Origin of the sequence: Sorangium sp. So ce426 (assembly GCF_051475585.1) — a bacterium.
Taxonomy (GTDB): domain Bacteria; phylum Myxococcota_A; class Polyangia; order Polyangiales; family Polyangiaceae; genus Sorangium; species Sorangium cellulosum_B.
In genome coordinates, this window is the sequence record NZ_CP150341.1 from 4,082,758 (window position 1) to 4,103,479 (window position 20,722).

At 72.8% G+C, this 20,722-nt stretch carries 15 protein-coding genes and 1 pseudogene; 9 read left to right on the forward strand and 7 right to left on the reverse strand.

Annotated elements, in window-relative coordinates; translation table 11 throughout:
- Window positions 1–174: 174 nt before the first annotated feature.
- Window positions 175–1,089: a sensor histidine kinase gene (locus WMF44_RS15320; RefSeq protein WP_437299855.1), complete on the forward strand. Its 915-nt coding sequence runs from the start codon at window positions 175–177 to the stop codon at window positions 1,087–1,089.
- 16 nt (window positions 1,090–1,105) lie between these two features.
- Here the strand turns inward: WMF44_RS15320 and hisH are convergent, their stop codons facing one another.
- Both hisH and hisB read right to left on the reverse strand, forming a co-directional pair.
- Window positions 1,106–1,783 carry an imidazole glycerol phosphate synthase subunit HisH gene (gene hisH, locus WMF44_RS15325; RefSeq protein ID WP_437299856.1) on the reverse strand — a complete coding sequence of 226 codons (678 nt, stop codon included), beginning with the start codon at window positions 1,781–1,783 and terminating at the stop codon, window positions 1,106–1,108.
- A 3-nt stretch (window positions 1,784–1,786) separates the two neighbouring features.
- Window positions 1,787–2,374: an imidazoleglycerol-phosphate dehydratase HisB gene (gene hisB, locus WMF44_RS15330; protein ID WP_437299857.1), complete on the reverse strand. Its 588-nt coding sequence runs from the start codon at window positions 2,372–2,374 to the stop codon at window positions 1,787–1,789.
- Between the two features lie 169 nt (window positions 2,375–2,543).
- On the opposite strand from hisB, the gene WMF44_RS15335 reads away from it, so the two are divergent.
- The 4 genes from WMF44_RS15335 (at window position 2,544) to WMF44_RS15350 (ending at window position 7,803) form a co-directional block, all read left to right on the forward strand.
- Window positions 2,544–4,142, forward strand: a complete 1,599-nt coding sequence (locus WMF44_RS15335) for a serine/threonine-protein kinase (RefSeq protein WP_437299858.1) — start codon at window positions 2,544–2,546, stop codon at window positions 4,140–4,142.
- Window positions 4,139–5,254, forward strand: coding sequence for a PEGA domain-containing protein (locus WMF44_RS15340; RefSeq protein ID WP_437299859.1), 1,116 nt, complete (start codon window positions 4,139–4,141; stop codon window positions 5,252–5,254). The genes WMF44_RS15335 and WMF44_RS15340 overlap by 4 nt, the downstream gene beginning before the upstream one ends.
- Complete coding sequence (locus WMF44_RS15345) at window positions 5,251–6,159, forward strand: hypothetical protein (RefSeq protein ID WP_437299860.1); 909 nt, start codon at window positions 5,251–5,253, stop codon at window positions 6,157–6,159. The genes WMF44_RS15340 and WMF44_RS15345 overlap by 4 nt, the downstream gene beginning before the upstream one ends.
- 795 nt (window positions 6,160–6,954) lie before the next feature.
- Entirely contained in the window at window positions 6,955–7,803 is an 849-nt protein-coding gene (locus tag WMF44_RS15350) for a hypothetical protein (RefSeq protein WP_437299861.1), read from the forward strand.
- Between the two features lie 18 nt (window positions 7,804–7,821).
- Here WMF44_RS15350 and WMF44_RS15355 read toward each other — a convergent pair whose 3' ends face one another.
- Both WMF44_RS15355 and WMF44_RS15360 read right to left on the reverse strand, forming a co-directional pair.
- Entirely contained in the window at window positions 7,822–9,939 is a 2,118-nt protein-coding gene (locus WMF44_RS15355; RefSeq protein ID WP_437299862.1) for a thrombospondin type 3 repeat-containing protein, read from the reverse strand.
- A gap of 61 nt (window positions 9,940–10,000) precedes the next feature.
- A complete protein-coding gene (locus tag WMF44_RS15360; RefSeq protein ID WP_437299863.1) occupies window positions 10,001–11,230 on the reverse strand; it encodes a hypothetical protein in 1,230 nt (409 codons plus the stop codon).
- Window positions 11,231–11,405: 175 nt separating this feature from the next.
- On the opposite strand from WMF44_RS15360, the gene WMF44_RS15365 reads away from it, so the two are divergent.
- On the forward strand, window positions 11,406–12,446 hold the full coding sequence (locus WMF44_RS15365) for a PEGA domain-containing protein (RefSeq protein ID WP_437299864.1): 1,041 nt from the start codon (window positions 11,406–11,408) through the stop codon (window positions 12,444–12,446).
- Window positions 12,446–14,449, forward strand: coding sequence for a hypothetical protein (locus tag WMF44_RS15370; RefSeq protein ID WP_437299865.1), 2,004 nt, complete (start codon window positions 12,446–12,448; stop codon window positions 14,447–14,449). The genes WMF44_RS15365 and WMF44_RS15370 overlap by 1 nt, the downstream gene beginning before the upstream one ends.
- Window positions 14,450–14,463: 14 nt before the next feature.
- On the opposite strand, the gene WMF44_RS15375 is transcribed toward WMF44_RS15370, so the two are convergent.
- The 3 genes and pseudogenes from WMF44_RS15375 to WMF44_RS15385 form a co-directional block, all read right to left on the reverse strand.
- Complete coding sequence (locus tag WMF44_RS15375) at window positions 14,464–14,670, reverse strand: hypothetical protein (RefSeq protein WP_437299866.1); 207 nt, start codon at window positions 14,668–14,670, stop codon at window positions 14,464–14,466.
- Between the two features lie 160 nt (window positions 14,671–14,830).
- A pseudogene (locus WMF44_RS15380) lies at window positions 14,831–15,664 on the reverse strand (type II toxin-antitoxin system HipA family toxin); the annotation flags it as partial.
- On the reverse strand, window positions 15,661–17,205 hold the full coding sequence (locus WMF44_RS15385) for a DUF262 domain-containing protein (RefSeq protein ID WP_437299867.1): 1,545 nt from the start codon (window positions 17,203–17,205) through the stop codon (window positions 15,661–15,663). The pseudogene WMF44_RS15380 and the gene WMF44_RS15385, both read right to left, overlap by 4 nt.
- Window positions 17,206–17,366: 161 nt before the next feature.
- On the opposite strand from WMF44_RS15385, the gene WMF44_RS15390 reads away from it, so the two are divergent.
- Window positions 17,367–18,248, forward strand: coding sequence for a hypothetical protein (locus WMF44_RS15390; RefSeq protein ID WP_437299868.1), 882 nt, complete (start codon window positions 17,367–17,369; stop codon window positions 18,246–18,248).
- A 52-nt stretch (window positions 18,249–18,300) separates the two neighbouring features.
- A complete protein-coding gene (gene lon / locus WMF44_RS15395; protein WP_437299869.1) occupies window positions 18,301–20,715 on the forward strand; it encodes an endopeptidase La in 2,415 nt (804 codons plus the stop codon).
- Window positions 20,716–20,722: the final 7 nt, after the last annotated feature.

Here is a 20,722-nt window from a genome sequence, read left to right on the forward strand (position 1 = left end):
CGCTGGTTTTTTGCGCAGTGGACGGCGCGATGCGACGCCTCGACGCGCGTCCGCTCGGCAGATGGGGCGCTCTCCTGCCGCCAGAAGTGCCAATCTGCGAACCCTCCTGGGTGGCACACTCCATGCGTTCGCGGCCGCGGGGGCACACCACAACTCCGCCCAGCAGGCTCTGCCATGACCGCGTTTTCGGACGACGTCGACCCTCGTATCCCCGCTGTCCCGATCCGGGACGACACCGCCCGGATCCGGGAAGATTTCCTCGTGCTCGCCGCGCACGAGATCAGGACGCCCGTGACCTCGCTCCTCCTGCAGCTCCAGCTGACCAAGCGGATGAGCCAGCAGGAGCCGGAGAAGACCCCGGCGTGGGCGGCGGCGATGCTGGCCGTCTTCGACCGTCAGCTCGGCCGCCTCGCCCGGCTCTGCGACGACATGTTCCAGGCGAGGCACGGCGGCCAGGCCCACGGCGCCCCGACCCGTGAGCCTGTCGAGCTCGTCGCGCTCATCCGCGAGGTGGTCGCGACGGCGGTCGCGCACCGGCCGGCCGCGTGCGGCGCCATCTCGGTCGCGGCCGAGGGCCCGGTGATCGGCTGGTGGGACCGGTCTCACCTCGAGCGCATGGCGTTCCACCTGATCAAGAACGCGCTCACCTTCGGCGAGGGCAAGCCGATCTCGATCGAGGTGCGCGCGACGCGCGCGCGGGCGCGGCTCATCGTGCGCGACCGCGGCATGGGGATCGCGCGGGAGGACCAGGAGCGCATCTTCGCGCGCTTCGAGCGGGCCGTCCCGGTGGAGCGCTTCGGCGGCCTGGGGCTCGGCCTGTACATCGCGCACGTCGCGGCGCGCGCGCACGGCGGCGCGATCCGCGTCGAGAGCGAGCTCGGCTGCGGCGCGGCGTTCATCGTCGATCTCCCGCTCGCCCCGCGGCGGCCGCAGCGGGTGAGGGCGGCGCGGCGCTCCTCGCTGGTCCCCCCTCACGCCCGGCGCGGGCGCGGCGCGGGCGGGGCGCGCCCGCCCGAGCTTCCCCTGGGCGCGCACCTCAAGCTCGCGCAGGTCAAGCAGGTGCACCAGCGCCTGCTGCGCGCGCACTGACGCGCGCGCGGGCGGGTCAGCCGGTCAGGAAGCGGGCGAGCAGGCGCAGGCCGGCGGCCTGGCTCTTCTCGGGGTGGAACTGCGTCGCGGTGACGTTGTCCCGCTCGATCGCGGCGGTGACGCGGTGCGGGCCGTGCTTCGTCGTCGCCGCGACGAGCGCGGGGTCGAGCGGGACGGCGTGGTAGCTGTGGACGAAGTAGACGAAGGGGCGCTCGCCGGCGAACACAGCGAGCGGGCCCTCCACCTCGCGCGCGAACGCGATGCGGTTCCAGCCCATGTGGGGGATCTTGATCCCGACCCAGGGCTCGCCGGGAGCCGCGTCCGCCTCGGCCGCGCTCGGCTGTGGGGTGAGGCGCTTGACGGTGCCGGGGAACACGCCGAGCCCGCGCGCGCCCTCGGCCTCCTCGCTCCCGTCGAAGAGCGCCTGCATGCCGAGGCAGATGCCGAGGTAGGGCGTCCCCTTCCGGATCTGCGCGCGCAGCGCCTCGCCGATGCCGCTCTGCAGCGCGGCGGCGCAGTCGCGGAAGGCGCCCTGGCCGGGCACCACCACCTTGTCGGCCCGGCCGATGATCTCCGGGTCGCCCGTGCGCGTCACCGCGCACGGCGCGCCGGCGTCCTCGGCGGCCTTCTGGAGCGCCCGCTCCACGGAGCGCAGGTTGCCCATCCCGAAATCGACGAGCGCGATGGCTTGCATGGCTCAGAGGCTCCCCTTGGTGGACGGGATGCCGGCGACGCGCGGCTCGATCCGGGTCGCCTTCATCAGCGCCTTGGCGAACGACTTGAAGCAGATCTCGACGATGTGGTGCAGGTTGTCCCCCTCGATGAGGCGGACGTGGAGGTTCGCGCCGACGCCGCGCGCGAAGCCCTCGAAGAACACGGGGGCGAGCTCGACGTCCCAGGTGCCGAGCTTCGCCTTGGGCAGCGGCACGCGCCAGACGAAGTACGGCCTGCCGGAGAGGTCCAGCGCGCACTGCGCGAGCGCCTCATCCATGGGGAGCGTCGCCTCGCCGTAGCGGGCGATGCCCGCCTTGTCGCCGAGCGCCTTCTGCACGGCCGTGCCCAGGGTGATGCCGCAGTCCTCGGTCGTGTGGTGGCCGTCGATCTCGACGTCGCCCTCGGCGTGGATGGCGAGATCGAACAGGCCGTGGCGGGCGATCTGATCGAGCATGTGCGTGAGGAAGGGGAGCGGCGTCTTGATCTCCGAGCGGCCCTGGCCGTCGAGATCGATCTCGATGCGGATGTCGGTCTCGCGCGTCTTGCGCTCGACTCTGGCGATGCGGGGCATGGCGCGTAGGGTAGTCGCCCTTCGCCGCAAGGGAAGCGGCGTGATCCCGATGACGTGACGGGGTGACCCGGCAATGGCCTTGGACGCGAGCGCCGGATCGCATAAGGTGGCCTCCTGGATAACGTGGCGGTGGTGGCGCCCTCGAGGCAGCCCCAGCGCGGGAGCGTCCGTGAGCGCACCGGTCACCGAAGGTCAAATTCTATCGGGGAAATACCGGGTCGAGCGCATCCTCGGGCAAGGCGGCATGGGCGTCGTCGTCGCCGCGTTGCACGAGCAGCTCCACCAGCGGGTCGCGATCAAGCTGCTCCATCCCGGCGCCAACGACGAGATGGTGGAGCGCTTCGTGCGCGAGGCGCGCGCGGCGGTGCGCCTGAAGAGCGAGCACGTCGCGCGCGTGCTCGACGTCGGGACGCTCGAGACGGGCGCGCCGTTCATGGTGATGGAGTACCTGGAGGGAAGCGACCTCCAGGAGACGCTGCGGCGGCGCGGCCCGCTCGAGCTGGAGGAGGCCGTGGGCTACGTGCTCGAGGCCTGCGAGGCCATCGCGGAGGCGCACGCGGCAGGCATCATCCACCGCGATCTCAAGCCGGCGAACCTCTTCCTCACGCGCGCGGCGGACGGCAGCGGCATGGTGAAGGTGCTCGACTTCGGCATCTCGAAGGCGCTCGCGGACCCGTCGACGGCCGGGGCCGAGCCGGAGCTCGGGCTGACGAAGACGGCGATGGTGCTCGGCTCGCCGCTCTACATGGCGCCCGAGCAGATGCGCTCGGCGCGCTCGGTCGACGCGCGCGCGGACATCTGGTCGCTCGGCGCCATCCTCTACCAGCTGCTCACCGCGCGTGTCCCCTTCGACGCGAGCTCGCTGTCCGAGCTCATCCTGATGATCAACACCGAGCCGCCGCCGCCCCCGACCACGTTCCGGCGCGACCTGCCGCCGGGGCTCGAGGCGGCGATCCTGCGCTGCCTCGAGAGGGACGTCGCGAAGCGCTTCAAGTCGGTCGCCGAGCTCGCGGGCGCCATCGTCGATTTCGGGCCTCCGCTCGCGCTGGCCTCGCTGGAGCGGATCGAGCGGACGCTGGGGCTCGTCCCCGCGGTCTCCTTCCGGGACCGGGCGAGCTCCGTGCGCGAGCGCATGAGCACGCCGCCCGCCTGGCAGACGTCGCAGGAGCGCGTGAGCGGCGTCCCCGCGGCGACAGCGCGGCACAGCGCGGCGCCGCCTGCCGCCGCGACGGCGGTCGGCGCGGTCGGCGCGGTCGGCCACACCGCCGGCCCGGCGGGCGCCGCGCCCGGGGCGCGCTCGCGGAGCGGCGTCGTGCTCGCGCTGGCCGTGGTGGGCGCCGCCGTGGTGATCGGCGGGATCCTGCGCTTCGTCACGTTCCATGGCGGCGCGGACGCTCCTTCCGCCGACCCGTCGGCCGTTTCGGCGACCGCCTCCGCCGAGCCCTCGGCGCCCGCGACGCCGGCCCCACCCCCGCCGGTCGCACCTGCGGAGGTGACCGCGGAGCCGCAGCCGCCGGCGACCGCGGCGCCGTCGGCGACCGTGTCCCCGGTGGCGACCGCCGCGCCGGTGGTCACCGCGGCGCCGCTGTCGACCGCCGGGCCGAAGGCGCCGGCGAGCGCGACGCCGGTCGCCACGGCGCCTCGGCCGAAGCCCGCCGCCGCGCCCTCGGCCCCACCGGCCGCGACCGCCGCGCCGACCGCGACCGCGACCGCCGCGCAGCCGGGGAGCATCTTCGATGTGCTGAACGACAAAGGTAAGCCCAGATGAGTTGGCCAGGAAGCGAACGGCTCCCGCTGTGGAGCAGCAGGAGCCTGCGCGCCAGCGCCGCGGTCGCGCTCGGCGGCGCCGTGCTGGCGGCCCTCGCGCCCGCGGCAGCGCAGCCGGCGCCTGCGGGGGCGCAGCCGGCGCCCGCGGGGGCGCAGCCAGCGCCCGCGGGGGCGCAGCCAGCGCCCGCCGCGGGCGCGCCTGCCGCACAGGGGCCGCTGTCCGCGACGCTCACCGGCGAGGCCAAGGCCGAGTACGAGGCCGCGCGGATCCTCTTCAACGACGGCGACTACCGCAACGCCATCATCAAGTTCGAGCGTTCCTTCGAGCTCTCCGGCGACCCGCGGCTGCTCTGGAACATCGCCCTCTGCCAGAAGAACCTGAAGCGCTATGCGCGCCTGCTCGGGACGGTCGAGAAGCTCCTCAGGGACGCCGGCCCGCAGCTCGGGGAGCAGGATCGCAAGGACGCTGCTGCGCTCATCGAGGCGACGAAGGCCTACGTGAGCCGGCTCGATCTGAAGGCCAGCGAGGCGGGGGCCACGGTCTTCGTCGACGGCGAGGAGGTCGGCCGGACGCCGCTGAGCGAGCCCGTGCTGCTCGACGTCGGCACCCGGAAGATCCGGGTGACCAAGAAGGGCTTCAAGGACGTCGAGGTCTCCCAGCAGGTGACGGGCGGCGGCGAGGTCACGGTCACGGCCACGCTGGAGAAAGAGGTTCATCAAGGGCGGCTCATCGTCACGGCGGCGCCGGACGCCGTCATCTCCATCGACGGTCGCGTGGTCGGCCGCGGCGGCTACGACGGTCCTGTGCCGAGCGGCGGTCACGCGCTCCGCGTCACGGCGTCCGGCATGGTGACGCACCAGTCCGAGGTGATGATCCAGGACAACCAGACGCGCCGCGTGCAGGTCACGCTGGTGGCGCAGCCCAAGCAGGGGAACGTCGAGACCTGGCTCTGGATCGGCGGCGGAGCGCTGGTGCTCGCGGGCGCGGTCCTGGTCGCCACGGGGGTCTTCGGCCCGGAGCCGCCGGTCGACGGCCGCACGTCGCCCGGCTCGGTCTCCCTGTCCCGGAAGCGCGGCGCCACGTTCACGATCCCCTTCGGGGGTGGCCGATGAGCGCCGTCGCCCGGGCGGCGCTCGCCGCGCTCGTCGCTGTCGCGGCCGGAGGGTGCTCTCCGCCGGACGAGATCATGCTCGCCGTCTCGACGGATCTCGAGATGCCCAAGGACTTCGGCGCCCTCCAGGTGCAGGTGTTCGAGGGCGGCACCCCCAAGTTCTCGGCGACCTATGAGCGGCTCGGCAAGTCCGACGCCGCCGCGCGCATGCCGGCGACGATCGGCTTCTACTCCTCGAGCGGCGGCGGCGACTCGATCCGGATCAAGGTCAGCGCCCTCCTCGGGGACGAGCTCGGCGCGCCGCGCGTCCTGCGCGAGGCGGTCACGAGGATCCCGAAGGACCGCGTCGCGCTGCTGACGCTGCCGCTCAACTTCCTCTGCGACGACTCGGGCGAGAGCGACGGGAGCGGCGGCGTTGTGAACAAGCACTGCTCGGAAGGGCAGACCTGCGTCGCGGGGACGTGTGCGTCGAGCGAGGTCGACGCGGGCGCGCTCCCCGACTACGCGCCGGCGGACGTCTATGGCGGCGGCGACGGTGACGGCGACGGCGATTGCTTCGACGTGACGGCCTGCTTCCAGGGCACGACGCCTGCGAAGGTCGACGCGGCGTGCTCGATCGCGGGCGAGGCCGGCGTCCCGCTGAACGTGGCGCTGGAGACCGCCGCGGGCGATGGGATCTGCGATGATGACGAGCGTTGCCTGGTGGCGCTCGACGCGGGCAGCGCCGATGGCTTCCGGGTGGCGGACGACGGGCGGATCCAGCTGCCGACCGCCGTCTGTGATCAGGTGGCCGCCGGCAAGATCGCGGCCGTCGTGACGTCGCCGGTGACGGCCACGTGCGTCCAGAAGACCATGGGCCTGCCGACGTGCGGGCCGTGGTCGGCGTCGGGCTCCGCGAAGCCGTGATGACGGAACCGCCAGAGGACGCCAAAAGACGCCAGGAAACGCCAAGAGACGCCAAGAGACGCCAAGAAAAACATAAAAATTCTGGCGTCTTCTGGCGGTTCTTGGCGTCTTTTGGCGTCTTTGGGCGACTCGACGGTTCAAAAGCCCTACCCTTGGCCAAAGTCCCCCTCCACCCACTCGCGCGCGCGCCGTCCGGCGTTCCGGAAGGTCGCGATCTGGGCTAGGGCTCGATATCGACGTGCCGTCGAGAGCGTGACCTGACGTGACGCTCGTCGTCCGGCGTTCCGGAAGGTCGCGATCCGGGAAAGCGGTCGATAGCGACCTGCCGTCAAGGACGTGACCTGGGCTGACGCTCGTTGTCCGGTGTTCCGGCAGGTCGCGATCCGGGAGGACGCTCGAACTCGGGTGTCCCGTCGAGAACGTGACCTGAGCTGACGCCTGTCGTCAGGCGCTCGCCCAGATTGCGATCAGGCCGAGCGCCGGATTTCGACGCGTCGCCAAGATCGCGATCTCCCCAGGACCTTGCCGGGACCGCGGAGCCCAGGTCCACACCTGGGCTTCCCTTCAAAATTACGCTCCGCGCCAGATCGGGGCCGCCTCCCTCCGGCTCTTGTGAGCCTCGGCCCATGACGGGCGCCGGTGAGGGCCGTCACGTCGCGTCGGTCACCCCGAGGCGCGCCTCGGGGCCGCCCTGCGCGCTCCGCGGTTGCTCCTGTAATCGGGTGTCATCGACAGGACACGAGACAGGCGCTTCCCTGGGCTCGACGCGCTGTCCCCCACGTGGAGGTCTGTCCCATGTTGAAACACCTGATGATTGAAGAGATGGTCGCCCTCGTCGCTCCGTGGATCGAGGATGCCCAGCGGAAGCGGCTGTTCCTGTCGATCCCGGAGATCGCCGGGCTGCACGACAAGGTGGCCGAGGTCCACGGCGCCGTGCTGGCGGTTCGCCCGAGCAGGACGGGCGCGTCGGCCGGGATGACGGCCTTGAACGACGAGCTCTCGAAGGTCGACGAGCGCCACGATCACCTGGCCAAGGCGGTCTCGTACGGCATCGACGCGCACCGCGAGCACTGTCTGGCGGAGGAGCCGCCGGACGTCGGGGGGGCGGAGGCATGTGATCGGGCCCAGGCCAGCCTGTTCCCGACCGGGCTCGCCATCATCAAGGCGTCGCCCACCGCGGAGTCGGGCAACACGGCGCGGATCGCCCGGCTCCTCGACGAGGAGCCCTCGACCGCCGCGTTCCTCAAGGTGATCCCGGCGCCGGGCAAGACGACGCTGCTCCACACCGTGCAGCGGTGGATCGCGTCGGGCAAGGAGCTCTCGACGATCGAGCACCGGCGGGACGCGCTCGCCGCCAAGGAGAAGACCGCGCCGGTCGTGAACGCGACGATCCTGGCGGCGCGCAATCAATGGCTCCGCGTCGTCTCCGCGGTGCTCTCCAACCTGGAGATCTCCAGCGCTCCGGCGGAAGCCATCGAGACGATCCGCGGCCCCGTCCTGAAGGCGTCCGAGCGAGCCGGCAGGCGCTACGCCGGCGGCAAGGCCGGGAGCGCCGGCGCCGAAGGGCCTCGCCAGCCGGCGGCAGCGGGGGAGGGGGGCGCCGCCGCCGGAGGCGCGCCCGGGGTCAGCCCGCCCGTGGAGTGACGCGGCCGGCGGCGCGCGTCACCCGCGCCGCCGCCGCCACCGCGCGAGGAGCGACGCGGCGGCGAGCCACGCCGCTGCCGAGCCAGCCGTCCCGTCGGCGCCCGCCGCGAGCCCGCAGCCGTTGCCGTGCGCCCGGGGATCGCCGCGCAGCGGCCTGGGGGTGGCGCCCTCGCCGCCCGAGCCGTCTTCGCCGCCGTCGCCTCCGCCGCCGCCCGCCCCGGGGTCGCCGCCGCCCGGGCCCGCGTCGCCGCCGCCCGCCCCGGCGTCGCCGCCGCCCGCGCCGTCCTCGCCGCCCGCGCCGCCGCCGCCGCTGCCGGCGTGATCGGGCACGCAGCCGCCGGCCACGCAGGTGCCGCCGGGGCAGCGGGCGCCCTCGTTGGGGAAGAGCGCGCACTCGCCGTGCCTCGGGTGGCACCGCGCGGAGGTGCAGACGTCCCCGGAGGGCGCGCACACGACCGGATCGGCGCCCTTGCAGACGCCGCCGTCGCAGGCGTCGGTCCGGGTGCAGGGGTCGCCGTCGTCGCAGGGCGTGCCGTCAGGCTTCGCCGGCGCGCTGCAGTCGCACGCGTCGCCGGCGTTGTCGCCGTTCGCGTCCTCCTGCCCTTCGTTCGCGAGGAACGGGCAGTTGTCGCCGGCGTCGGGTACGCCGTCGCCGTCGTCGTCGTCGTCGCACCGGTCGCCGTAGCCGTCGTCGTCGACGTCGCGCTGGCTCGGGTTCGCCGTGAGCGGGCAGTTGTCGCCGTCGTCGGGCGCGCCGTCGCCGTCGCCGTCGCCGTCGCACGCGTCGCCCTCGCCGTCGCGGTCGAGATCGGACTGGTCGGGGTTCGGGATGGAGAGGCAGTTGTCCACGCCGTCCTCCACGCCGTCGTCGTCCCTGTCCAGCGCGTTCAGGTCGCACGCGTCGCCCCGGCCGTCCGTGTCGGCGTCGGCCTGATAGGGGTTGGGGACGACCGGACAGTTGTCGACCTCGTCGCCCAGGCCGTCGTTGTCGTCGTCGTCGTCGCACGCGTCGCCGCGCTCGTCCGGCGGCGACTCGTCCTTGTTGTTCTCCTGCCCCGGGTTGGGCGCCGACGGGCAGCTGTCGACGCCGTCGGGCACGCCGTCGCCGTCGTCGTCGGGATCGCAGGCGTCGCCCGCGCCGTCGCCCTCGAGGTCCGACTGATCGGCGTTCGGCGTGAGCGGGCAGTTGTCGTCGCCGTCGAGGACGCCGTCGCCGTCGTCGTCGGGATCGCAGGCGTCGCCCGCGCCGTCGCTGTCGGCGTCGGCCTGAGCCGGGTTCGGCGCGGACGGGCAGTTGTCGTCGAGGTCCTTCACGCCGTCGTCGTCGTCGTCCCCGTCGCCGTCCGCGTCCCAGTTGACGACGTAGGACCGCTCGCGCACCGACATCCCGGCGAGCGCCGGCGCCGGGAGCGCGTCGAGGTGGGCCGCGCCCGCGTGGGAATCGGCCCGGCTCGCGCGCTGTCCGCCGAAGTGCATGACGATCCGCGTCGCCCCGGGCGGCAGCTTCAGGGGGAACTCGACGACGGGCCCCTGCGTCGCCGCGCAGTCGAAGGTGGTCATCCCGACGCTCCCCGGCACGATCGCCGCAGAGGGCCCGAAGAAATTGAAATGGAGGCTCGGATCCCCCGCCATGTCGTCGGCGTCGTCCGTGGCGAGCCATCGATCCGCCGGCGTGAACTCCAGATCGCCCGTGTACGACTGCGTGATGGTGGTGCTGTTGTCGGATCCGACGTTGGTCTCGATCCGCACGACCGCCGTCCGCTCGCCGGCGGTGGGGTTGCGGAGGATCTCCAGGAAGCGCGCCCAGCCCTCGTCCGTCGGCACGTAGATCTTCCGGGTGACCTCGAGCTCGCCCATCAGCGCCGGCCCATGGACGAGCTGCCGCCCGTCCATCTCCTCGGCCCGGGGCGAGGAGGGGAAGCTGATCCCGTCCACCCGCAGCGCCATGCCGGTGTCGAAGGCGTCGTTCGTCCCGTCGCCGATCACCCCGTCCATCCCGATGTCCCACCGGAAGGCGAGGCCATCGATGAGGTCCTGCAACGGGGCCGCGGCGGAGCACTGCGCGGCCGCGCTCCGCGGCGCCGCGGCGAGCGCCAGCGTGGCGCCGAGCGCGGTGATCATGGCGGTTCGCTTCATCCTCTTCACCCTCTCTCGCCACGCGGGGCCGCGTCCCATGGCCCGATCGCGCTCGTCACCGTCATCGCCCCGCGCCGCCCGCGGCCGGCCCCTGCTCGCCTTGCGCCGGCTCCGGGCAGCCGCGCCGCGACGGGTCGCCGCCCCCGGAGCCCGCGGCCGCATGGGGGCAGAGGTCGTCCTGATCGGCGACGCCGTCCTCGTCCTCGTCCTCGACGGGGCAGCCGTTCCTCTTCGCGTCGGCGCTGGCCGGGCCGTGCGCGTACGGGCACGCGTCCCGCGCGCCGGGGATGCCGTCCATGTCCGGATCTGCGTTCGCGCCGGCGTCCGCCGCCGCGCCGGCGGGCGGCGCCGGGGGAGCCCACGCCACCGTCCCCATCGCGCGGAACGACGGCGTGCCGATCGCGTCGCCGATGCCCGGACCGGCGGCCGCCCCGACGACGAGGCCAGCGAGGGGGCGGGAAGGGCGGAACGGGCGGAACCGAGCGCCGAGCAGGAGCTCGGCGCTCGTCGTCCTCTCCACCTCGACCCGCTCGCGCGCGGTGAGCGACAGGGAGCCGCCCTGGAGCATCGTCTCGGCCAGCACCTCCGGGCCGAGCTGCAGCCGGTCGTCCCAGAGGAGCACGCCCGCGCCGCCGCCATAAGCGAGCGTCGAGGGGCTCTCGGAGCTCCGCATCACCGCGCCGGCCGCGACGCTCCACACGACGCGCGCGATGCGCCCGCCGAGCAGGAGCTGCGGCGTGACGCGGACCGCCCCATCGCCGACGTACGCGTCCGAGCTGCCCGTGGGCAGGTGCAGGGACGCGCTCGTGCCGAGCTGGAAGGGGTCGCCGTCGTCGCCGAGCAGCCGCACGCGCACGCCGAGGCGCAGATCGCCGAGCGCCGGGGAAGAGGGCGCCTCGGGCGCGCCCGCGCCGGCCGCCGCCGCGGCGCCGTCGCCGCTCTGGGCGAGCGCGAGCGGCAGCGACGCCGAGACGAGCAGCCGATCCCACAGCGAGAGGGAGCCGCCGACGTGGAGGAGCGACTGGCTGCCGACGATCGCCCGCTCGGGCGAGGCGCCGCCTCCGAGCGTGAGCGGATCCTCCGCGTGGTCGAACAGGGCGAGCCCGCGCGGGACCAGGTGCCCTCCGATGAACGGCGACGGCACACCGAAGAGCGGATCACCCGCGGGTGTCGGCTCGAACCGGCTGAGCGCAACGGCGCCAGGCCCCTCCGCGCGCGCGGAGGACGGGCCGAGGGCGATGCCGATCAGCGCGCCCGCGAGCGCCGCGCCCACCGTGATGAAGCCTCTCATGGGCGCCGGATGGTATCCCCGCGAGCGCAAGCGGAGCAAAGACGATTTGTCCGAGACGTTTCCAACAGTTGCTCGTGCGGCGCGTGCATCGGGTACCATCGCGGTAATCCGAGGTGGAGCGTCGGAGAGCCGGAGCGCGGCCATCGCGGCGCGCCTCCGCCAGCAAGGAGCATCGATGCGAGGGAAACACCTGGGCCATTGGGGGCGCGCCACCGCGGCCGCGCTCGGCGTGGGGCTCGCGGCGGGCGTCGCCGCGGCCCAGCCGGCGCGCTCCGCGCCCGCAGGGACGCCGCCCGCCGCGACGCCGCCCGCCGCGACGCCGCCCGCGGAGACGCCGCTCGCGGAGACGCCGCTCGCGGAGTCGCTGACCGGGATGGCCAGGGCAGAGCACGGGGCGGGCGCGGCGCTGTTCGACGACGGCGACTACGCGGGCGCGCTCGCGCGGTACGAGCGCGCCTACGAGCTGTCGCGCGATCACCGGCTGCTCTGGAAGGTCGCGCTCTGCCAGAAGAACCTGCGGCGCTACGCGGCGATGATCGCGACGCTGCGCCGGATGGAGGCCGAGGCGGGCGCCGCGCTGTCGGCGCGCGACAGGCAGGACGTCGCCGATCTCATCAAGGCCGCCGGGAGCTTCGTGTCCCTCCTCGATGTCACGGCGAGCGAGCCGGGGGCCGCGGTGTTCGTGGACGACGAGCCGGTCGGGACGACGCCGCTCGCCGCGCCGGTGCCGATCGACATCGGCGAGCGCCGCATCCGCGTGTCGAAGCCGGGCTTCGTCGATCTCGTCCGGCAGGTGAAGGTCGTGGGCGGCGACAGCGTCGCGCTCGCGGCGCGGCTCGACCGGGCGGTGCACCGGGGGCGGCTCGCCATCGCGGCGGGGCAGGACGATCTCATCGCGATCGACGGCAAGGTGGTGGGCAAGGGCCGCTGGGAGGGCTCGGTGCAGAGCGGGACCCACGCGCTGCGGGTGACGGCGCCGGGGATGACGCCGCACGAGGCGCAGATCCTGGTCCGCGACGACGAGCGCCGCCGGATCGACGTGTCGCTGGAGCGCGCCGCGCCGCGGGGCGGCGCGAGCAAGTGGCTCTGGATCGGCGGCGGCGCGGCGATCTTCGCGGGCGCGCTCGTCGCGGGCTCGCTGCTCTTCGAGCCGGGGACGCCGGCGGAGCAGGGCAGCCTGGGCACGGTCCCGCTCGGCTTCGGAGGGAGACGTTGATGCGGATGAATCGGACGAAGCGGGCGAAGCGGACCAGGTCGGTGCCGGCGGCGGCGTTGCTCGCGCTCGCGGCGGCGGCGGCGGGGTCGGCCTGCGGCGGGGAGAAGGGGCAGCTCATGGTCGTCTTCCAGACGGACATGTCGCTGCCGAAGGACATCGATACGGTCCGGATCGAGGCGACGCTCGACGGGTCCGTCGTCTACGACGAGACGTTCGAGCGGCTCGGGACCGACGGGTCGATCCGCCTGCCGGCGACGCTTGGCTTCCTCACGCCCGACGACCCCTCGCAGTCGCTCCGGGTGCGCGTCATCGCGAGCCGCGGCGGGAAGGACGGGGTGCGCCTGCTCCGCGAGGTGCTGACGACCGTGCCCGAGGGGCGCACGGCGACGCTGCACATGCCCATCCAGTTCCTGTGCGACGGCTCGGCCGAGGTCGAGCGCGACGAGCAGGGCAACGCGCTGCGCGACGCGGAGGGCAACGTGCTCGTCAAGAACAGCTGCCCGGAGGGCCAGAGCTGCGTCGCGGGCTCGTGCGTGCCGCGCGAGGTCGACTCGCGCGCGCTGCCCGATTACGAGGCCGTGGCCGTGTTCGGCGGCGGGGCAGGCGACGGCGACGGGATCTGCTTCGACACGCTGAAGTGCTTCGCCGGCGCCGCGTCGGCGCCGGTCGATCTCGAGGCGTTCGCGGCGGACGGCACCGTCTGCCGGGCCGCCGCGCCGAGCGGCGACGTGAACGTCGCGCTGCTCACGCAGGGCGGCGGCATCTGCGGCGAGAGCGCGTGTTTCGTGCCGCTCGACGCGGAGAGCGACGCGGGCTTCCGGGTGGAGGAGGGCAACGTGCTCCGGCTGCCTGTCGAGGTGTGCCGGCGGGCGCAGAGCGGCAAGCTCGCGGGGCTCGCGATCGCGGCGGCGGGCGAGGGGCAGTGCCGCAGGAAGGGCACGGATCTGCCGACGTGCGGCCCTTGGTCGGCGCTGATGGGCGGCGAGTCCACGGTGCCCGACGCGTCGGCGCCCGTCCCCGTGGCGGTGGCGCAGGTCCACCCGGTGTCGCTGCGGGTGGCGGCGGGCGGCGTGACGTGGATCGCGGGCGCCACGTTCGACGGGGAGGGGATGGCCCAGCAGGACGGGGAGCTGAAGACGGCGCCCGTCGGCGGCGGCGATCCGCTGATCCTCGGCGCGACGCAGGCCTCGCCGCGGGATCTCGCGATCGACGAGGCGCGGCAGGTGGCCTTCTGGACGAACGCGGAGGACGGCACGCTGAGGGTGGTCCCGCTCGCGGGCGGCGAGCCGCGCGTGCTGCTCGCGGGCGGCGAGCCGCGCGTGCTGCTCGCGGAGCTGGAGCAGCCCGAGGGGCTCGCGCTCTCGGGCGGCGCGCTCGCGTGGACCGAGCTCTGGGGGGGCGGCGTGTTCCGGGCGCAGCTGAACGGCAGCGGCGCGGAGGTCGAGCTCGGCGCGCCGGAGGAGCTGACGCCGACCGGCACGGCGTTCTCGTCGCCCTACCGCGTAGCCAGCGCGGGGGACACCGTGTGCTGGACGTACCAGGGCACGCTGGGCAGGACCGACGGGGCGGTGGCGTGCCGCGTGGGAGAGGCCTCGGTGACGGTCGCCGCGGAGCAGCTCACCCCGCGGGAGATCGCGCTCGACGTGGACGGGGAGGGGAACGCGGCGGCGGTCTACTGGGCGAGCTTCGAGGGCGGCAGCGTCTTCCGGGCGGATCTGAGCGGGGCGGAGGTCGGCGCGCCCGAGGAGATCGCGTCGGATCAGGGCCAGCTGAACGGCCTCGCGGTGGACGAGGGGCACGTGTACTGGACGCGGCGCGACGCGGGGACGGTCGTGCGCATGCCGAAGGGCGGCGGGGAGCAGGAGGTGCTGGCCTCGGGGCAGGCGCGGCCGGGCGACATCGCGGTGGACGAGGCGACCGTCTACTGGATCAACGAGGGATCGCCGGACGGCAGCGATGGCGCGCCGGCGAAGGACGGGGCGGTGCTGAAGCGCGCGAAGTGACGGGCGGTAATCCGTCAGCTGGACGGCGTGGCGGTCGCCAGCGGGACGCGCGACATGTGCTCGTCGATGCGCGTGCGCTCCTTTGCAAGGTAAGGCAGCTCCGCCGCATGCTCCTGCCATGCTTCGCGCACGCGCTCCGCCGCCTGCCGGACCCAGCCCGCTACCTCGTCGAACGGGCGATCGGCGACCTCTGCCAGCAGGCGGAACGATTCGACCCGCACGTCCTCGAACCGCCGCGAACCGCCGAGGTCGAGCGCGAGCCTGTCGGCGAGCGGCGGTACGTAGAGGATGGACGCTACCAGATCGTAGGCGGGGGTGACGCTTGTCCGGATAGATCAAGGACCAGTTCTTGAGGTGGGCGTCCGTGTTCCCGCAGAGCACGCAGAACACGAGGCGCTCGCAGTAGGGTCGCAGATCATCCGGGGCGAGCTGCGCGAGGACGGCCGCGATGTGCTCGTAGCGCCCTGTGTACTGTGGGTCGCCAGGCGAGCGGTCGAGCACCTGGCCCAGATCCTCGATGTGGACGCGCTCGCCGCCGGGCAGGCGATCGAAGCGCTCGATGAGGAAGACCGTTCCGTCGCCGATCGGCGTGCCGTCCGGAAGCTCGATGAACTCTTCGATGCGCGCCTGTCGGCACGGCGGCACCGAGATGCCCGACGCTCGTGCCCAGAGCATCGTGGCGAGCTCGACCCGAGGTAGCTCCTTGTGGAGCGGATCATGAAACTTCGCGATGTAGGATCCCGTCTGCCCTTGCACCGGGAGGGTCAGGCCACGCTCGCCCTCGCGAACCGACAGCTTGTACTGCGCTCCCGCCAGCGACGAATGGAGCAGCCCCTCCGCCGTGGGCGGAGCCTGGACGCGGCTCACACTGGAATCGCGCGAGAGCCGTGGCAGGCAGGGAACCAGGACCACAGCGCCCGGAAGATCCTCGCCGAGGATTTGCAGCAAGTCGAACTCGTCGTCCTCATCGCAGCGGGCTTGCTTGGCGACGGCGCGGCGAAGCGGTCCCTGAGGGAGGAGGTGATCGAACCAGCAAATCAGGTTGCCGGTGCTCTCGATGTCACCCGGCTTGCGGTCCTCGAAGAGCTGACCGAGCACCGGGGCATCGGTCGTGCGGAGCCAGGAATCGTCGAACGAGAAGCGGTAGTCCCAGTCGTTGAAGCGCTCCAGGATGCCGACCCGCACCGAGCCGAGACGGACCTCGAGGGCGCTCATGTCGTGGCAGCCTGCGCCTCGACGCGCCGGACCAGCTCAGCGATGGGGAGCCGGTCGGTTTCGCCCGGAGCGCTTCGCTCCGAGAAGAAGCGCTGAAACCATCGATCCAGCTCTCGCTGTCGGCGCTCAACGAACCCGGCGATGTCCCCGCGCTGAAGCGCATTTGCTGCGTCTCGGTCCAGCCCATGGCTTCGCAACACCTCATCCGGCGCGGGTGGGAGCCGGGCGAGCTGCCGGCTGCCTGGGAGCAGGATGCGCCGTGCGACCGTCGACGGCGCGTGACTGTCCACGTCGCGAAAGATCTTGGCCAGATCCCGCCTGTCGAGCAGCCTCTGAATCTCCTGCAGCGTGTAGACCTCGCCCGTATCGACGTTCCGGGGATCCATGTGGAGCATGGCGACCGCGCAGAGCCGCGTGGCCGCGCTGTGTCCCGACCAGACCGTGGAGGCGGTCGGTGATGCCGCCTGCTTCGGGGCCGTGAGGAGCAGGCGTTCCACGGAGGCGAACTCGTCGCGGTCGATCTTGGACTGAAGTTGGTTGACGGTCGGGTGGCCGCTGTCCGCGTGGATGCCAGCGAGCGCACCGCGCCAGATCCAGCGGACCAGGAGCGTCCGCGTGCGCGAGTGTGGGCTCGGGTGCAGGTGGAAGAACCGGGCGAGGAGGATGAGCGGGAGCTGGTAGGGCAGGAGCTGTAGGTGAATGATCCCGGCGTCGTCGGCGAGGAACGCGATCGCGCGCCGTAATGCGGTCTCCGTGTCCTCGACGGCGGCCGCCCTCACGTCCGCCGCATCGCCCTCGCGTTCCGTGAAGGTGTGCCGCGGATCCCGCCCTTCGACGGCCTTGAGGCAGCGCAGGAACACATCTGGGGCCATGACCCCGAACCCGGTCTGTTCCTGGAGACGTGCGCAGGCGCTCTCGAGCGGGCGCAGCGCTGTGCCGTTGAAGAGCGCATCGAACACCTCGCTCTCTTTCATCGGAACGCCGGACGTGTTCGCCCGCTTGAAGATCAGCCGGAGAAACTCGTTCGAGGCCTCTTCCACGACGTACGCCGGGATCTGGTACTCTCGGATTGCCTTGCTGAGCGCGATGGCGCGCTCGACCAGATCGCGCCGCTGCTTTCCGAACGGCCACTCGTGCAGCCAGTCGAGCAGCAGAACTGAATCCGAGACGACGTTCAGCGGGATCCAGTGCGGCGGAGGCTCTGCCGAGCGCAGGCGGACGAAGCGCTCCTCCTCGAGATCGAACCACACCGCGTGGATGTCGCCGCGGGGCCGCTTGTCGGGGTGCAGCAGGGCGCCGGCGAGCGCGTTGATGCGTTGCTGGCCATCGACGACGAAGATCGCGTCGGGCATGGCGGGGGCGTCCACGCGGAGCGGGCCGAAGTGCAAGAGCCGCGGCTCAGCTGACAGCTTGGACAGGATGAGCACACCGACGGGGAACCCGCGGTACACGCTGTCGAAGAAGTCGAGGACATGCGCGGAGCGCCAGCGGAGCGGGCGCTGAAACTCGGGGATCCGAAGCTTGCCGTCCCGGATGTCCAACAGCAGACGCTCGACGCTGAGCGCTCTGGCTTCTGGGCGGCGTTCAAGGCGGCGGCTATCCATCTACTCAAGGGGTAGCGCCTCCTGGCGATCGCCGGCAAGTCGCACCCAGGCGCCGCGCCGTCTGCGCGCTCGCCGCCGCGTGTGCTATGGGCCGATCCGTGAAACGCACGGCGCTTCTCCTGCTCGTCCTCGCGCTCCCGGCGTGCGGCTCGAGCTACGCTCAGCAGGGCCCGAGCGACACGCTCCGGGCCTACGCGCAGGCGCTCCAGGAGGGGCGCGTCGACGCGGCCTACCGGCTGCTCTCGGACGAGGCCAAGCGGTCGATGTCGCTCGAGGCCTTCCGGCGCGCGGTGCGGGACAACCCGGACGACGCGCTCGAGATCGCCCGCGCCATCGCGCGGCCCGCGGCCGATCCGGTGGTGACCGCGACGGTCACCATGCCGAACGGCGAGGAGCTCCTGCTCGTCTTCGAGGGCGGCCGCTGGCGGCTCGACGCGGCGGCGGTCGATCTCTACGGTCAGGCGACGCCCCGGCAGGCGCTGGTGGGGTTCCTGCGGGCCTTCGAGCGGCGGCGCTATGACGTGATCATGCGCTACGTTCCCGACGCCGAGAGGGAAGGCCTCGTCGAGCCCGCGGGCGCCGCGCCCGAGGAGGCAGGCCCCCCCGGCGAGGCGGGCTCCGCGCGCGCCGGCGAGGGCCCGGCGCAGCCCGCCGGACCTGGCGCCGCGCCGCCCGGCGCGGGAGCCGGACCTGGAGCCGCGCCGCCCGGCGCGGGAGCTGACGCGGCGCAGAAGCCGGGCGGTCGGCCCGGGACGGTCAAGGCCGCGGCCGACGCGGGGCAGCTCACGCCCGAGAAGCTGAAGAGCGCCTGGGAGGGGCCGCAGAAGGAGCAGATCAACCGGGTCGTCCAGGCGATCAAGGCGGCGCTGCCGACCGCGACCATCGAGGAGACCGGGGACAGCGCGTCGATGGCCTATGGCGCCGGCGGCACGGTCGCTTTCACGCGCGAGCACGGGGTCTGGAAGATCAAGGACTTCTAGCGGCGCGCCCGCGTCATGGCTTCGAGAAGAGCGCTGTACTAGGGTTGTCTGCATGCCGACCGGCGATCCTTCTTCGCGAACGCCTCCCTCGCCCGACGCGGATAGCGTCCCGATCCTCCCGCTGCGCAACTCGGTGCTGTTCCCGATGTCGGTCGTGCCGATCAACGTCGGCCGGCCGCGGAGCGTGCGCCTCGTCGAGGATCTCCTCGGCCGCGAGCGCGCGCTGGTCGGCGTGATCAGCCAGAGGTCGCCCGACGTGGACGAGCCGACGTTCAAGGAGCTCTACTCCGTCGGGACGGTCGCGCGCGTGGTGAAGGTCATCCGGCTCGGCCCGAACAACTACTCGGTCGTGCTGAACGGGCTCGGCCGCTTCCGGGTGAAGTCGGCGTTCTCGCTGGAGCCGTACATGCGCGCGCGGATCGAGCGCATCCCGGAGTCGCTCGTGCGCGACGTGGAGCTCGAGGCGCTCGGCGCGGGCCTGCGCGAGGCGACGCGCGAGGTGCTCGGCCTGATGCCGAACCTGCCGCGCGACACGGCGGGCATCCTCGACAACGTGCGCGAGCCGGGCGCGCTCGCCGATCTGATCGCCTCGAACTTCCCGCAGGCGCAGGCCTCGGTCGGCGACAAGCAGGAGATCCTCGAGGCGTTCGACGTGAAGGCGCGCGTCCGCCTCGTGCTCGCGATGGTCGGCCGCCAGCTCGAGGTGCTGCGGGTCAAGAAGGAGATCTCCTCCATGGTGCAGGAGGAGATGGGCAAGTCGCAGCGCGAGTACATCCTCCGGCAGCAGATGAAGTCGATCAAGGAGGAGCTCGGCGAGGGCGGCGACGACGACGAGATCGAGGAGCTCCGCGAGCGCATCCGGCGCGCCAAGGTGCCGGCGGAGGTCGACAAGGTGGTCCGCAAGCAGCTCAGCCGGCTGCGCTCGATGGCGCAGCAGTCGGCCGAGTTCAACGTGACCAAGACGTACCTCGAGTGGATCGCGGATCTGCCGTGGTCCAAGACGACGGTGGACAAGCTGAGCGTCGAGAGCGTTCGGCGCTGCCTCGACGAGGATCACCTCGGGCTGGAGAAGGTGAAGAAGCGGATCGTCGAGTACTCGGCGATCCGGCAGCTCCGCACGGACAAGAAGGGGCCGATCCTGCTCTTCATCGGGCCGCCCGGCGTCGGCAAGACGTCGCTCGGCAAGTCGATCGCGCGCAGCATGGGGCGCCGCTACGAGCGGATCGCGCTCGGCGGCGTGCGCGACGAGGCGGAGATCCGCGGGCACCGGCGCACCTACGTGGGCGCGCTGCCCGGGCGCATCCTGCAGGCGCTGAAGAAGGCGGGGACCAAGAACCCGGTGCTCGTGCTCGACGAGGTCGACAAGATGGGCGTCGACCTGCGGGGCGATCCGGCGGCGGCGCTCCTCGAGGTGCTCGATCCGGAGCAGAACTCGACGTTCCAGGACCACTACCTCGACCTGCCGTTCGATCTGTCGCAGGTGATGTTCCTCGCGACCGCGAACAACTGGGACGGGATCCCGGGGCCGCTCGTCGACCGCATGGAGGTCATCGAGGTGCCCGGCTACACGCGGACGGACAAGCTGGGGATCGCGCGGGAGTTCCTTGTGCCGAAGCAGCTGTCGGCGCACGGGCTCACGGACGAGCGCCTGGAGTTCACGGAGCCGGGCATCGAGGCGGTCGTCGACCACTACACGCGCGAGGCGGGCGTGCGCGGCCTGGAGCGGCAGATCGCGGCGGTGTGCCGCGCGACGGCGGTGAAGGTCGCCGAGGGCCACGACGTGCGCGAGGTGGCGACGCCCGAGCACGTGGAGCAGGTGCTCGGCCCGCACAAGCACCGCCCCGAGATCGCCGAGCGGACGCTCCAGCCCGGGGTCGCGACCGGCCTCGCGTGGACGCCGGCGGGCGGCGAGATCCTCTTCATCGAGGCGACGAAGATGCCGGGCAAGGGCAACGTGGTGCTCACCGGCAACATGCGGAACGTGATGCAGGAGTCGGCGAGCACGGCGGTGAGCTTCGTGCGCAGCAAGGCCGATCGGCTGCACCTCGATCCGGAGTGGCTCAAGGAGATCGATCTGCACGTGCACATCCCGCAGCACGGGACGCCGAAGGACGGGCCGAGCGCGGGCGTGACGATGTTCGCCGCGGTGGCGTCGCTGCTGCTCGGGGCGCCGGTGCGCAGCGACGTCGCGATGACGGGGGAGATCTCGCTGCGCGGGCGGGTGATGCCGGTCGGCGGCGTCAAGGAGAAGCTGCTCGCGGCCCACCGCGCCGGGATCCGGCACGTGCTCATCCCGGCGAAGAACCGGCGCGACCTCGAGGACGTGCCGCAGGACGTCAAGGATCAGATCAAGATCACGATGGTGTCGTCGATGGAGGAGATCCTGCCGCTCGTGCTGGAGCCGCCGCGGCGCGCTCCGGCGCAGAGCGCGTCGCCGGAGGAGCTCGAGGAGCAGGCGGGGGTGTAGCGGGGGG

Bases quoted from the DNA above. Each gene is read 5' to 3' on its own strand.
- WMF44_RS15370 (WP_437299865.1), top strand. From the start codon at position 12,446: ATGCGGATGAATCGGACGAAGCGGGCGAAGCGGACCAGGTCGGTGCCG.
- WMF44_RS15355 (WP_437299862.1), bottom strand. From the start codon at position 9,939: ATGAAGCGAACCGCCATGATCACCGCGCTCGGCGCCACGCTGGCGCTC.
- WMF44_RS15340 (WP_437299859.1), top strand. From the start codon at position 4,139: ATGAGTTGGCCAGGAAGCGAACGGCTCCCGCTGTGGAGCAGCAGGAGC.
- WMF44_RS15360 (WP_437299863.1), bottom strand. From the start codon at position 11,230: ATGAGAGGCTTCATCACGGTGGGCGCGGCGCTCGCGGGCGCGCTGATC.
- hisB (WP_437299857.1), bottom strand. From the start codon at position 2,374: ATGCCCCGCATCGCCAGAGTCGAGCGCAAGACGCGCGAGACCGACATC.
- WMF44_RS15350 (WP_437299861.1), top strand. From the start codon at position 6,955: ATGTTGAAACACCTGATGATTGAAGAGATGGTCGCCCTCGTCGCTCCG.
- WMF44_RS15345 (WP_437299860.1), top strand. From the start codon at position 5,251: ATGAGCGCCGTCGCCCGGGCGGCGCTCGCCGCGCTCGTCGCTGTCGCG.
- WMF44_RS15320 (WP_437299855.1), top strand. From the start codon at position 175: ATGACCGCGTTTTCGGACGACGTCGACCCTCGTATCCCCGCTGTCCCG.
- lon (WP_437299869.1), top strand. From the start codon at position 18,301: ATGCCGACCGGCGATCCTTCTTCGCGAACGCCTCCCTCGCCCGACGCG.
- hisH (WP_437299856.1), bottom strand. From the start codon at position 1,783: ATGCAAGCCATCGCGCTCGTCGATTTCGGGATGGGCAACCTGCGCTCC.
- WMF44_RS15365 (WP_437299864.1), top strand. From the start codon at position 11,406: ATGCGAGGGAAACACCTGGGCCATTGGGGGCGCGCCACCGCGGCCGCG.